Annotated in this window: 16 protein-coding genes and 1 pseudogene; 9 read left to right on the top strand and 8 right to left on the bottom strand. The window is 22.3% G+C overall.

The features are described from left to right. Positions 1-10: 10 nt before the first annotated feature. From AAHH39_RS12500 to AAHH39_RS12490, 3 genes are all read right to left on the bottom strand, one after another. Positions 11-865 carry an amino acid permease gene (locus AAHH39_RS12500; protein WP_342218312.1) on the bottom strand — a complete coding sequence of 285 codons (855 nt, stop codon included), beginning with the start codon at positions 863-865 and terminating at the stop codon, positions 11-13. An 88-nt stretch (positions 866-953) separates the two neighbouring features. Beyond that, positions 954-1898 carry an IS30 family transposase gene (locus AAHH39_RS12495; RefSeq protein WP_342217458.1) on the bottom strand — a complete coding sequence of 315 codons (945 nt, stop codon included), beginning with the start codon at positions 1896-1898 and terminating at the stop codon, positions 954-956. A 73-nt stretch (positions 1899-1971) separates the two neighbouring features. Further along, positions 1972-2985 carry an alpha/beta hydrolase gene (locus tag AAHH39_RS12490; RefSeq protein WP_342218311.1) on the bottom strand — a complete coding sequence of 338 codons (1014 nt, stop codon included), beginning with the start codon at positions 2983-2985 and terminating at the stop codon, positions 1972-1974. Between the two features lie 353 nt (positions 2986-3338). Here AAHH39_RS12490 and AAHH39_RS12485 point away from each other — a divergent pair, with 353 nt between their 5' ends. Next, a complete protein-coding gene (locus tag AAHH39_RS12485; protein ID WP_342218310.1) occupies positions 3339-3506 on the top strand; it encodes a hypothetical protein in 168 nt (55 codons plus the stop codon). Between the two features lie 228 nt (positions 3507-3734). Continuing rightward, a complete protein-coding gene (locus tag AAHH39_RS12480) occupies positions 3735-4133 on the top strand; it encodes a hypothetical protein (protein ID WP_342218309.1) in 399 nt (132 codons plus the stop codon). Here the strand turns inward: AAHH39_RS12480 and AAHH39_RS12475 are convergent. Then, positions 4120-5358: an IS256 family transposase gene (locus AAHH39_RS12475; RefSeq protein ID WP_342219358.1), complete on the bottom strand. Its 1239-nt coding sequence runs from the start codon at positions 5356-5358 to the stop codon at positions 4120-4122. The two genes, AAHH39_RS12480 and AAHH39_RS12475, sit on opposite strands and share 14 nt — an antisense overlap. Before the next feature lie 481 nt (positions 5359-5839). On the opposite strand from AAHH39_RS12475, the gene AAHH39_RS12470 reads away from it, so the two are divergent. Then, positions 5840-6580 carry a hypothetical protein gene (locus AAHH39_RS12470; protein ID WP_342218308.1) on the top strand — a complete coding sequence of 247 codons (741 nt, stop codon included), beginning with the start codon at positions 5840-5842 and terminating at the stop codon, positions 6578-6580. On the opposite strand, the gene AAHH39_RS12465 is transcribed toward AAHH39_RS12470, so the two are convergent. Together AAHH39_RS12465 and AAHH39_RS12460 are read right to left on the bottom strand one after the other, a co-directional pair. Beyond that, positions 6572-7516 (bottom strand): IS30 family transposase, encoded by a 945-nt coding sequence (locus tag AAHH39_RS12465; protein WP_342218307.1) that lies wholly within the window; start codon positions 7514-7516, stop codon positions 6572-6574. The genes AAHH39_RS12470 and AAHH39_RS12465 overlap by 9 nt on opposite strands. Positions 7517-7733: 217 nt before the next feature. Beyond that, a complete protein-coding gene (locus AAHH39_RS12460) occupies positions 7734-8054 on the bottom strand; it encodes a hypothetical protein (protein WP_342218306.1) in 321 nt (106 codons plus the stop codon). A gap of 190 nt (positions 8055-8244) precedes the next feature. Between AAHH39_RS12460 and AAHH39_RS12455 the strand changes: the two genes are divergently transcribed. Together AAHH39_RS12455 and AAHH39_RS12450 are read left to right on the top strand one after the other, a co-directional pair. Beyond that, a complete protein-coding gene (locus AAHH39_RS12455; protein ID WP_342218305.1) occupies positions 8245-8775 on the top strand; it encodes a UPF0236 family transposase-like protein in 531 nt (176 codons plus the stop codon). Positions 8776-8790: 15 nt separating this feature from the next. Beyond that, positions 8791-8913, top strand: a complete 123-nt coding sequence (locus AAHH39_RS12450; RefSeq protein WP_342218304.1) for a hypothetical protein — start codon at positions 8791-8793, stop codon at positions 8911-8913. 273 nt (positions 8914-9186) lie between these two features. Here AAHH39_RS12450 and AAHH39_RS12445 read toward each other — a convergent pair whose 3' ends face one another. After that, complete coding sequence (locus AAHH39_RS12445; RefSeq protein WP_342218303.1) at positions 9187-10113, bottom strand: transposase-like zinc-binding domain-containing protein; 927 nt, start codon at positions 10111-10113, stop codon at positions 9187-9189. 366 nt (positions 10114-10479) lie between these two features. Here AAHH39_RS12445 and AAHH39_RS12440 point away from each other — a divergent pair, with 366 nt between their 5' ends. The 4 genes from AAHH39_RS12440 to AAHH39_RS12425 all read left to right on the top strand — a co-directional run bounded on the left by AAHH39_RS12440 (position 10480) and on the right by AAHH39_RS12425 (position 13556). Beyond that, complete coding sequence (locus AAHH39_RS12440) at positions 10480-11130, top strand: hypothetical protein (RefSeq protein WP_342218302.1); 651 nt, start codon at positions 10480-10482, stop codon at positions 11128-11130. 472 nt (positions 11131-11602) lie between these two features. Beyond that, positions 11603-12043 carry a 50S ribosomal protein L13 gene (rplM, locus tag AAHH39_RS12435; protein WP_342218301.1) on the top strand — a complete coding sequence of 147 codons (441 nt, stop codon included), beginning with the start codon at positions 11603-11605 and terminating at the stop codon, positions 12041-12043. A 6-nt stretch (positions 12044-12049) separates the two neighbouring features. Further along, complete coding sequence (gene rpsI / locus AAHH39_RS12430; protein ID WP_286641209.1) at positions 12050-12457, top strand: 30S ribosomal protein S9; 408 nt, start codon at positions 12050-12052, stop codon at positions 12455-12457. Between the two features lie 154 nt (positions 12458-12611). Next, positions 12612-13556, top strand: coding sequence for an IS30 family transposase (locus AAHH39_RS12425; protein ID WP_342218087.1), 945 nt, complete (start codon positions 12612-12614; stop codon positions 13554-13556). Between the two features lie 11 nt (positions 13557-13567). On the opposite strand, the pseudogene AAHH39_RS12420 reads toward AAHH39_RS12425, so the two are convergent. Next, positions 13568-13885 (bottom strand): annotated as a pseudogene (locus AAHH39_RS12420) (helix-turn-helix domain-containing protein); the annotation flags it as partial. Positions 13886-14032: the final 147 nt, after the last annotated feature.

Genomic DNA, 14032 nt, shown 5'->3' with positions numbered 1-14032 from the left:
AAAATATAAGCTAAAACATGAGAAATATTAGGATTATTGATAATAGCATAATATCAAACGTTACTAAATCCATCATTTTATCTAATCATGAAAATGGTTCATTAATAGTTAACAAAGCAATTAATAGTATTAAATATAAAAAGATAATTAGTCCTGTTGCAACAATTAAAGCTCAAAGTACATTTTTTCTTGGATTTTCTACTTCTTCAGTAACATAAGTTATTGCTTCAATTCCTGAATAGGCAAATAGTGTCATTGTTGTTGCTGGTAATAAAACATAAGTTGCAAGAAAAATTTTTGATAAATCTTTTTGAACTATTTCACTATTAAAGCTATCTGTATTACCATAAATCATAGCAATAAATAAAACAAAAGTAATTGGTAATCCTTTTAAAATTGTAAAAATAATTTGTGTTTTTCCAGAACTATTTTTAATAAATATTTGGATTATAGCTAATGCAAATAAAATTAAAATTCCAAATAATTTTATCAACCATTGGTTAGTAATATGAGCTAAAGTACCAATAATATTACCTAATGCTAAAGTAGCAGAAGCAACGGCAGTAGCACTAACCATTAAAACTAAAATCCATCCCAATCAAAACGAACAAGCCATTCAATTTGCTTTTTTTAATCAATAATAAGCACTTCCATTTCCTGGAAAAGAAATAGCAGTTTCTGCTAGTAATAACATTTCTGGCAAAATTAAAATAGCGCCTAAAATTCAGGCACATATCATTAAAATCGGATTAAATCCACTTTGAAATGCTACTTGTCCAAATGAAATTAGTACTGATGATCCAACTGTGGCAGAAATTGCCATCATTAATATTACTCAAAACGAATACTTCTTTTTTAATTTCATGTCTTTTTCCTATCTCTATTTTTTTATTTCGTATGTATTGATAAAACTTTTTATTTTCCTGAATTGTAAATATAAATGGGACAGTTTTTTAAAATAATTGTATTAAATCTATTGGTCTTTTATAAGATAGTGATTTTCTGGGTGTAGAATTAATTTGAAATGCTATAGTATTTAAATCTTTTTGTTTATATGAAGATAGATCTGTAGATTTTGGTAAATATCTTCTTAAAATACCATTATTATTTTCATTTAAACCTCTTTGACAAGGTTTACCAGGATCTGCAAAATAAATCTTAACATTACAATTTTTTTCGATTAATTTTCATTTACTAAATTCTTTACCACGATCAAAAGTAATAGTTTTAACTGTTCCTTTTTGTAACTTTGAAATAAATTTTATTATACTTTTTGTAATATTTTCTGATTTATTATTTTTAGTTGCTAAAGGAATTGTGGTTTTTGATCATATATCAGCTAAAGTAATAATAGAACTTTTATGATCTTTACCAATGATAGTATCACCCTCTAAATGACCAAATTCTTCTATATTTTTAATATTAGGAATGATTAAATTTCTTTCATGAATAGACTTACAATTATTAATTCTGCCCCTAGTTTCTTTTTGTTTGTGAGGTTTATTTTTTCCTTTTCTCAATAAGTTATTTTCATCAAAACCCATTCGATTTGTTTTAAACATGTTATATAAAGTTTTTGTTGAAATACTTTTTATTTTATTTTCCTTTAAAAAATTAGCAATTATATCAAGAGCATAATTTTTAGTAATTAACAAATGATTAATAGTATTAATTTCTATTAAAGTTAAAATTATTAATTTTCTACCTGCATTTTGTTTATTTTTTTGAATTTTATTCAATATTTCTAATGGTAATAAGTTTTGATTTAATAATCTACAAACTCTATGTACAGTTGATTTACTATAATCAATGGCTTTTGCTATTTTACGAATCGAAAATCCATAACTTTTATATTCTTTTATTGCTATTATTGATTCAATAGTCAGATACTTATACATTGTGCTAATTCCTTTCTTTTCTTAATTATAGAATTAACACAATTTAATTTTTATATAAGTGTCCTTTTTAATTTTACAATTCAGGTTTATTAATGTAAGTTTGATAAGCATTTGGTAAGGTTTCAATATGACCAATATTTTCCAAAAATAAATAATCATAATTTTTATAATGGAGTTTAACTTGATAATTATGAATGACATTAGCCATGAAAAATGCGACAAAATTATCTTTTTTACCGTGAATTAATAAGGTAGGAACTTGAAAACTTGTTTTGCTTTTTTTTAATAAATCATATTTTAAAATATTTGTATTTGTAAATTTTTGATATCTTTTTGTTAAACCATTACTAATTAATCATCAAGGTTTTTTATAACGATATTGCATGACGTAACGAAATTGAACAAGTAGGTTAGAGAATCCACAATCAGTAATTGCCCAGTTAATTAAATTGGTTACTTTATAATTAAATAAATAATAATTAATTGTTGATGCACCCATACTATTACCAATTAAACCAATACTGCTAACTTGATAATTATCTTTTATTCAATTAATTAAACAATTAATATTTTCAGCATAAGTAAGACCAATGTCACTATATTGGCCATAAGTTTTACCGTGAGCAACATTATCAAAAGTTAAAATATTGTATCCTTCTTCATAAAATCATGACACTAATCTTAATGCTAAATATTTATTTTCTGTTCAACCATGAAAACCAATAACTCATTTATCACTTTTCTTTTTTTGAATGACAGTTAGACAACTAATGTTTTGATTATTATCATTTTTAATGGTAAATTCTTGATAATTTTCTTTTTTTCAATCAATTGGATAGCCATATTTATTAAGATCTTTAATTTGACAATCATATTGATGATAATTAAAACTATTAATATCAACTGTTTGTTTGTTATTTATTTTAAATTTACCTTCTTTTTGATAAGAAAAGCAAAATTCTAAAAATTGTTTTTGATATTTTTTTGAATAAAAATAAACAAAAGGAAATAATAGAATAACTAATAAAATTTTGCTAAAAGAATAACAAAATCTTTTATAACCAGTTAATAAAATTTTTTGATTCACAGACGTGTTGATTAATGTCATTTTTTAAGCCTTTTCTAAACTACTAAACTACTAATTATTTTACACTATCTTATCAAATGTTTAAAATATTAATGTATGTTAATTTAATTATTTTAAAATAATTAAATTAATAATTTTTATAACTTAATTGTTTTTCAATTTTATTAATAATTGCTTTCTAGGAAAGTTTATTGTATAGTAATGTTTTCAGTTGTAAACTTTAAGTGAGATTTATTTAAAATTATCTTTAAATAAATCTTATTTAAAATTGAAACAAAATAATATTTTCAATAATTTTCATTATTAATAAAAATAGTATATGAGAATTTTAATAAAAAGGAGGATACTTAAAAATGATAAATGAAAAAAATAAGACAGTAGAAGAAGATAGTTGAGAAAGTGTTACTACTGTTAATGTTGATGATAGCGACTGTCAAGCAAAAATGGAAAAATTAAATAAAAAATTGCAAGAAACAGCTAATGAATTAGAAGAAATAAGCTTTAATTTTGTAGAAAAGTAATGATACATGATAAAGTGTTATTTTTAGAGAATTTTTACACTAAATAATGTTACTTTTAACAAATTTTTAATTAAAAATAATATTTTAAGTGTAAATTGATGAATAATTTTTGGTCATCCATACTTTTCTACATAATTAAAAGAAATAAGTAGTCTTTATGCAAAATCAGTAAAAGAATCATTAGATAAATCAAAAAAAATTAAAGAACTAGAAGATAAAATTGATGAATTGGAAGAACAATTAAAAGCATGTAGAGAAAAAAATAAAAAATTAGAAGGTCTTGAAGATAAAGTTAAAAAATTAGAAGAAGATTTAAAAGAATGTAAAGAAAAAAGAAAAGAACTAGAAGCACAGTTAAAAGAATGTAAAGAAAAAAGAGAAGAACTAGAAGAACAATTAAAAGATTGTCAAGAAAAAAATAAAAAATCAGATGAAAGTAAAGGACAATGAATTCCTAGTGAATATAAATGAATGCCTGTTGGATCAAAAATGCCAGAAGGTTGAGTAAAAGTAGATCTTGCTAAAGGTTTAACAATAGTTCAGAGTGATAAAGAAGGACAAACATCAGGAAGGAGGCTTTTTAGAAATCTGTGTATCTTTGTTTTACAAAGTACTAGTTCAGATTAATTCTGTCTTCAAATTTTATCATAAAATGAACAATTGCTGTATTTCAATTTTGAATAGGCAATGTTCATTTTTTTGTTATATTTTCAATTGCTAAATAAAATATTTTAAAAACTGACATATCATTAGGAAAAGCTTTTTTGTTTCTAATAACTTTTCGTAATTGACTATTAACAGATTCAATAGCATTTGTTGTATAAATTACTCTTTTGATTTCTGCAGGATAACTAATAAAAATCATCAAATTTTCTCAATTTTTATATCAAGATTTAGCAATTTGGGGATATTGTTTATTTCATTTACTTTCAAATGATTCTAAAGCTTGCATTGCTTGTTCTTCACTACATGCACTATAAATTGGTTTTAAATCTGTAACTAGAGTTTTTCGATGTTTGTATGAAACATATTTTAAACTATTTCGAATTTGATGAACAATGCATAATTGATGTTCTGTTTTAGGATAAACTGCTTGTATTGCTTCTGACATGCCTGTTAAATTATCACTACAAGCAATCAAAATATCATTTAAGCCTCGATTTTTCATTTCTGTGAAATTAGCTAATCAAAATTTAGCACCTTCATTTTCACTAATTCATAAGCCTAAAACATCTTTTTTACCTTCTAAATCAACTCCTAATGCTATATAAACTGATTTATTAATAATCCGTTTATCTTGTCGAACTTTAACTACTATACAATCAAAATAAACAATCGGATAAACGCTTTCTAATGGTCGATTTTGTCATGTTTTGACATCATCAATAACATCATCAGTAATTTGACTAATAACACTTTCACTAATATCAGCACCATGATATAACTCTTGTAACTGCATTCTAATGTCAGATAGAGTCATACCTTTTGCATATAGTGAAAGCACTTGTTGATCAAAACCATCAAATCTTCACTGTCTTTTTGCAACTATTACAGGAGTAAAATCACTATTGCGATCTCTTGGTACATCAATCTCAATTTTACCTTGTTGAGTTATTAATTTTTTTGAACTTGTACCATTACGAGCATTTTCAGTATTACTATGTTGATTTTTTTCATATCCTAAATAATTTTGCATTTCAGAATTCAACATTTTTTCAACTAAACGTTTTGTTAATTCTTTATATAAACCCCCTTCTTTAAAAACTGTTGTTAAATCTCCAGTATTTTCTAATAATAAATCTACTGCTTTTGATATTGGATCATTATTATTAATATTTTGTTTTTTAGCCATCTGTAACTCACTCTTTCTAGTCATTTAATTATATTTACTAGAATTAATTAAACATAGTTATTTTTGTAAGTTACACAGATTACTAAACATTGCCATCTTTAATTTTTACTTTTCTCTTTTAATTTATTTTTTATTCTTTTTCAAGATTTAAACTATGGATATTGTTTATTATATATAACCATATAATCAATTAAAGTACTAATAATATTTAAAGAAATTGTCAATATAATTATCACTAGTAAACACATACAAAATAAAATTACTCAAATATCATTTTTTACTCCTTATATTAATAATATTTTAATTTATATATATTGTATATTTTTAAAAAAAAATAATTAAAAATTACTAATAGTTCACATCATAATAATATTTATTAAAATGGTTAGTAAGTAGTAACAAACACCCCTATATATGATATTATTTTTATACAATCACTCAACCAATAAATTTAAAATAGAAAAGTTAGGAGTTTAAAATTATGAAAGATTTTAAAAATATTAAAATTAAACAAATTAAAAATAGTAATAATAATAAAATTGGTATCTTATTAGGTACTCTAATTTTATTGTTATTAATAACTTTTAGTTTATTAAGACTACTACCAATTGGTAAATTTTTAGACGACTTTATATTTTCTTTTTTATTTGGATGAAGCAAATATTTAATTTATACATTATTATATATATCTTTAATTCCACTTTGTTTTAATTATTATTTTAAATTTAAAGCTTCCTTTGTTTGAGCAATAATTACTACTATTATATGCTGCGCTTGAACAATTGAAACTATTACTATTATTAGTCGTTATGATAATATTTGATTTAATAATAAATTTCATATTAATTTAATTAATGATTATTATCAATCTTGATGAAATTCAACTATTTTTAATAATTATCACGGATTTTTCAAATCACCTATTTCCTTTAATAATTGAACTATTGATAGTTTCTTTCCCTCTTATCTTGTTGGTGGATTAATTGGTAATACTATACTAGAATTTTTAGGTTACACAACTTTTTTTGTTAATTTTATATTAAATATATTAATGATTATTATTTGTTTTAGTTGATTATTTTTTAACCGTCCCTTAATTTTATTTATCACTATTTCAAATCATATCAAAGAAACAATTTTAGATTTTAAAGTTAAGCGAAAAGATCAAAAAATTAATAAATTCCTGAATTGTAAATATAAATGGGACAGTTTTTTAAAATAATTGTATTAAATCTATTGGTCTTTTATAAGATAGTGATTTTCTGGGTGTAGAATTAATTTGAAATGCTATAGTATTTAAATCTTTTTGTTTATATGAAGATAGATCTGTAGATTTTGGTAAATATCTTCTTAAAATACCATTATTATTTTCATTTAAACCTTTTTGACAAGGTTTACTAGGATCTGCAAAATAAATCTTAACATTACAATTTTTTTCGATTAATTTTCATTTACTAAATTCTTTACCACGATCAAAAGTAATAGTTTTAACTGTTCCTTTTTGTAACTTTGAAATAAATTTTATTATACTTTTTGTAATATTTTCTGATTTATTATTTTTAGTTGCTAAAGGAATTGTGGTTTTTGATCATATATCAGCTAAAGTAATAATAGAACTTTTATGATCTTTACCAATGATAGTATCACCCTCTAAATGACCAAATTCTTCTATATTTTTAATATTAGGAATGATTAAATTTCTTTCATGAATAGACTTACAATTATTAATTCTGCCCCTAGTTTCTTTTTGTTTGTGAGGTTTATTTTTTCCTTTTCTCAATAAGTTATTTTCATCAAAACCCATTCGATTTGTTTTAAACATGTTATATAAAGTTTTTGTTGAAATACTTTTTATTTTATTTTCCTTTAAAAAATTAGCAATTATATCAAGAGCATAATTTTTAGTAATTAACAAATGATTAATAGTATTAATTTCTATTAAAGTTAAAATTATTAATTTTCTACCTGCATTTTGTTTATTTTTTTGAATTTTATTCAATATTTCTAATGGTAATAAGTTTTGATTTAATAATCTACAAACTCTATGTACAGTTGATTTACTATAATCAATGGCTTTTGCTATTTTACGAATCGAAAATCCATAACTTTTATATTCTTTTATTGCTATTATTGATTCAATAGTCAGATACTTATACATTGTGCTAATTCCTTTCTTTTCTTAATTATAGAATTAACACAATTTAATTTTTATATAAGTGTCCTTTTTAATTTTACAATTCAGGAAACAAAAAAATTTATGATATAATTAATATAATCTTTAAGTTAACCTTTTCAAAATAACTTATGAACTATATTAATTACTCCCTATACTTTTTTATTGAATTTTTATAATATAATTATAACAAAAAATAGCATTATACTGCTATTTTTTTATTTTTTCTTTTCTTAAATTTGAACATTTTCTTAATTTTATTTCCTAAACTTTTTCAAAACTTAAATTCCGGATGTTGTGATTTATACATAATCATAGCACCAATAATAGTACCGATAATATTTAGAGAAATAGTAAACAATACAATTCCAAAAGGATTATTTTTTTCACATAACTCTCATCCTAAATTAATTAAATGAAGAGCAAATGCCATTCATGCTAATGATAAAGGAATTAACATAATATAAAATACAGTCATAGGTGGATCTACTTCTTTTATTTCAGTTAACAATAAATAATCCATTTTTATTTTCCTTTTCTATTTATATTTTTCTTTATTGTACATTATTTTATTAAAAAAGAAAAGATAACTAATAAAAGTTATCTTTAAACGTTAAACATAGAAATACATCATTATCATCAATTTTATCGTTCTTTAATATTATACTATGAAACTAAATATTTTTCAACATTAAATTAATAAATTTGATACAATGCTTGGAGTTAAAAAATCAATAGAAAGGTGTTGAAAAATATTTAATTTTCAAAATTATTTAAACAATAAAATCAATGATATTAAATCATATTTTGTCAAAGAAGTCGAGGATTGAGATGAAAATTTTTTTCAAAATAGAACTGCAGAAGAAAAAGAAAGATATAAAGTTTCTAAAAAACGTAATAGAACAGTAAATACTGAAATTGGATTTGTAACTTTTAATAGAAGAATATATTGAGATAATATAGAGAAAAGAACTAGATATTTTACAGATGAAGAATTTAATATTGAAAAACGTGCAAGAGTTATGAAAGATTTAAAATTAAAAATACTTAGTAATTTAATTAATAACTTAATAACTAAAAAAACATATACACATATTCAAGCAGAATATGAATATACTTATTTTTCTTTTAATTATGTAGAAAAGTATGGATGACCAAAAATTATTCATCAATTTACACTTAAAATATTATTTTTAATTAAAAATTTGTTAAAAGTAACATTATTTAGTGTAAAAATTCTCTAAAAATAACACTTTATCATGTATCATTACTTTTCTACAAAATTAAAGTATTTTTCTAAAAATTTTATTTCAAGAATTTTTAAAAATGCAAAAATTGAAAAATTAATACCAGAACAAAATTTTAATTTTGTAGAAAAGTAGTGGTAAAATAAAAAAAGTCATCAACTTGACTTAAAATTTGATTTTATTAAATTTTGGGATTTATTTTTTTTACAAACTGAAATATAACACATTGGATTTTTGATAAGGGGTTAATCTTTTAATTATGTAGAAAAGTATGGATGACCAAAAATTATTCATCAATTTACACTTAAAATATTATTTTTAATTAAAAATTTGTTAAAAGTAACATTATTTAGTGTAAAAATTCTCTAAAAATAACACTTTATCATGTATCATTACTTTTCTACAAAATTAAAGGGTTAATCCGTAGTGTTGATATTTTCATTTCCATAAATTGAGGTAATTTTGAATATTGGTAAATCCAATGCCATGGTAATGAGTAATAAATTCTTTTAAACTTGATTGTATTTTACTGACATTACTTAATTTTTTATAATTTAATTCTTTATTTTCTTTTGATTTAAACTGCTGGATAGTGGATTTAGTTTGTTTAGCTACTGTATCATATAATACTTGCATATCACAAACTATAATTGAATTTTCTTCGATAAGTTTCGATGTTAAGTTTTCTTGTACTCATTTTTTATTTAATCTTTTAGTATTTGTTGTTTGAGCATAGATATTTCGGTTTTCATCAATTGCCATTTGAATACAACAATTTAAATCTTTAGCATTTTCTTCAATTCATTGGTTTCTTGGATCATTTGGATCTTTAAAGTTTCCTTTATGAATTTCTTTGATAAAAGTTTCGTCAACTTCAATTCTAGCTTTTAATTTTACAAATTGATTTTGTGTTTTTACTAATTGTGTTGATTTCATAAATTTTTGACGATTAAATCAGGCAGTTTTATTTGTAGTATTAATAAATTGAGAAATAATGTAAGCAGATTGACCTAAAGTAGCTATTTGTATCAATAAATCTCATTGATCATGAGATAAATGACTTCAATAAAAATAATGATTTTTAAAAGCATGAAAAGTAATATTACAACTTTTACATTTATATCTTTGCTTATAATCTTTACTACCATATTTAGTACACAAAAAAGAACTACAATCTGGACATTGAATCCCTTTCTCTTTGAATTTTTGTTCGACTGCTTCAAATTTTTCTTTTTTCTCAATTTGTTTAATTCTAGTTTTATTTTCTCTAAAAATCTCAATAAAATCTTTATCAGACAAATTATTTAAAATTTCTTTTACTGTATTTTTATTCATTTAAAATCACCTCTTTAATATTAAAAATACCATATAAAAATATATTTTTGCTAATTTTACTAATACCACTACTTTTCTACAAAATTAAAGGAACAAAAACATAAAGTATTATTTAATCAAAAATTAAATATATGTGCAGATGATGCTTTTATTACTTGTTGAGATGAAAATGGTTTAAAACAGCAATATTGTTGTAGAATTTTAACTTTTAATCTAGGGAAAAAAGAAATTTATTTTAATTATGTAGAAAAGTATGGATGACCAAAAATTATTCATCAATTTACACTTAAAATATTATTTTTAATTAAAAATTTGTTAAAAGTAACATTATTTAGTGTAAAAATTCTCTAAAAATAACACTTTATCATGTATCATTACTTTTCTACAAAATTAAAGGAAATTTATTCATATAGAAATAAATTGCAAAATAAAACAACTGCATTTTTATTATTTAAAGTTAACAATGGTTTAAATCAACATGAATTATATCAATTTACAACACAAACTATTCTTAATCATTATGATATTAAATTAAATATATTAGGTGTTCAATGAGAGTATCATAATTATAATTTAGTAGTTGCTGGTGATTGTGCATTATGAATTAAAGCAATGGCTAGTTGATTAGGATGTTATTATATTTTAGATAAGTTTCATGCATTTAGTTATTTATGAAAATCTTTTGTTGGAGTTCGTGGTAAGAAAAAAGAATCTCATGACTGAAAAAAATTTTTAGATTCTTCAACTACTTTTTCAAGTGGTAATTGTAATAAATTACTTGATTTTTTAAAACTTAATGTTAATACTAAAACTTATAATTATTTTAAAAATAATGCTCATGGTATTGTAAATCAAAATGCTTCATGAAATATTGGATGTTCTGCAGAAAGTGATGTTTATCATTTTTTAAAATCTTTAACTAATGGAGCAAAAATATATAATTATCAAACATTAAATAATATGTTAATAGCAAAAGCAAATTATTTAAATGCTAGAAGTTATATGAATAGTACTTAATAAATTAAAACTTCATATTTTTAAAATCTAATTTTAAGATTAGAATTTTTGTGTTGTTTAAATGTAATTTTGTCATTATATTTTTAAACATTTATGTATTTTATGATATAATTAAATTAACAAAAAATAAAAGTACATCAGTTTATTGTTCTAGTTGTCCCTTTCTATCCATTAATCTCATACGTCCATTAAGGCTTATCTAAAATGTATTTTAGATAAGCCTTAATTTAAGTTTATAACTGAAAAAATTAATATACAATAAAAAAATGTTTAATGGTAATTATTTTAAAAAATAAATATTTTTATAAGAGTTAGTTTTAAGTTTTAATTATTTATTTTGTAATGTATAATTTTGTGTAAAAATAATTATTAAATCTTTGATAATACTTGTTTTTTTAAATAAGTTTCTATATAATTATTAATGCTTTAAGCAATGTAGTCCCGGTAAAAATTACACTGTAAGGAGAAAAAAATGCGTCAAACAACAATGAGTTTCAGTAACATTGAAAAAAAATGATATGTTATTGATGCCAGTGGTTTAATTTTAGGACGTCTTGCAACTTTAGTTGCAATGATATTGCGTGGTAAAAATAAACCTTCATTTACACCACATTTAGATTGTGGAGATTATATCATCATTATTAATGCAAACAAAATTAAATTAACAGGTAATAAATTACAAGATAAGAAGTACTATAACCATTCACAATATCCTAGTGGATTACGTGTACGTAATGCACAAAGTATGATTGCTAAAGATGCTTCTGAATTATTAGAGATAGCGATTAAGGGTATGCTACCAAATACTACCTTAGGTCGTAAGCAATTTACACATCTTCATGTTTATAACCATGATCAACATCAACATCAAGCCCAAAACCCTGAAGTTTTAATATTAGGCCAAGAGGAGTAAACTTTTATGACAACATCTAATAAACCCGTAACTTATTCAAGTTCAGGCGGACGTAAAACGTCAACTGCCCGTGTTCATTTAAAAAATACTGGTCAATCAAAAATATTAATTAATGGTTTTGAGCCTTTAAAATATTTAGAACAAGAAATCTTAGTTCAAGATATGTTATTGCCTTTAAAAGTAACTAATACGTTAGAAAACTTTGATATTAATATCAAAGTTGAAGGCGGTGGAAGAACTGGTCAAGCTGGTGCAGCACGTTTAGCTTTATCTAATGTTTTAGTTAAGGTGTCAGAAGATTATCGAGCATTATTAAGACAATTTGGATTATTAACTCGTGATGCACGTAAAAAAGAACGTAAAAAATATGGTTTAAAAGCAGCCAGAAAAGCACCACAATTTTCAAAACGTTAATATAATAAAAAAAGAGTCTGAGACTCTTTTTTTATTAAACCTGAATTGTAAATATAAATGGGACAGTTTCCTGAATTGTAAAATTAAAAAGGACACTTATATAAAAATTAAATTGTGTTAATTCTATAATTAAGAAAAGAAAGGAATTAGCACAATGTATAAGTATCTGACTATTGAATCAATAATAGCAATAAAAGAATATAAAAGTTATGGATTTTCGATTCGTAAAATAGCAAAAGCCATTGATTATAGTAAATCAACTGTACATAGAGTTTGTAGATTATTAAATCAAAACTTATTACCATTAGAAATATTGAATAAAATTCAAAAAAATAAACAAAATGCAGGTAGAAAATTAATAATTTTAACTTTAATAGAAATTAATACTATTAATCATTTGTTAATTACTAAAAATTATGCTCTTGATATAATTGCTAATTTTTTAAAGGAAAATAAAACAAAAAGTATTTCAACAAAAACTTTATATAACATGTTTAAAACAAATCGAATGGGTTTTGATGAAAATAACTTATTGAGAAAAGGAAAAAATAAACCTCACAAACAAAAAGAAACTAGGGGCAGAATTAATAATTGTAAGTCTATTCATGAAAGAAATTTAATCATTCCTAATATTAAAAATATAGAAGAATTTGGTCATTTAGAGGGTGATACTATCATTGGTAAAGATCATAAAAGTTCTATTATTACTTTAGCTGATATATGATCAAAAACCACAATTCCTTTAGCAACTAAAAATAATAAATCAGAAAATATTACAAAAAGTATAATAAAATTTATTTCAAAGTTACAAAAAGGAACAGTTAAAACTATTACTTTTGATCGTGGTAAAGAATTTAGTAAATGAAAATTAATCGAAAAAAATTGTAATGTTAAGATTTATTTTGCAGATCCTGGTAAACCTTGTCAAAGAGGTTTAAATGAAAATAATAATGGTATTTTAAGAAGATATTTACCAAAATCTACAGATCTATCTTCATATAAACAAAAAGATTTAAATACTATAGCATTTCAAATTAATTCTACACCCAGAAAATCACTATCTTATAAAAGACCAATAGATTTAATACAATTATTTTAAAAAACTGTCCCATTTATATTTACAATTCAGGTTTCCTTTAAAAAATTAGCAATTATATCAAGAGCATAATTTTTAGTAATTAACAAATGATTAATAGTATTAATTTCTATTAAAGTTAAAATTATTAATTTTCTACCTGCATTTTGTTTATTTTTTTGAATTTTATTCAATATTTCTAATGGCAATAAGTTTTGATTTAATAATCTACAAACTCTATGTACAGTTGATTTACTATAATCAATGGCTTTTGCTATTTTACGAATCGAAAATCCATAACTTTTATATTCTTTTATTGCTATTATTGATTCAATAGTCAGATACTTATACATTGTGCTAATTCCTTTCTTTTCTTAATTATAGAATTAACACAATTTAATTTTTATATAAGTGTCCTTTTTAATTTTACAATTCAGGAAAAGATAAAAGTAATATTAGTGATAATCAAAATGAAAAAGTAAAATTTTTAACTAATAAAA

It is taken from the genome of Spiroplasma endosymbiont of Amphimallon solstitiale (assembly GCF_964030965.1).
Classification (GTDB): Bacteria; Bacillota_I; Bacilli_A; order Mycoplasmatales; family VBWQ01; genus Spiroplasma_E.
Note: the sequence above shows the minus strand (reverse complement) of the source record. Positions and strands in the feature narration are given on the sequence as shown.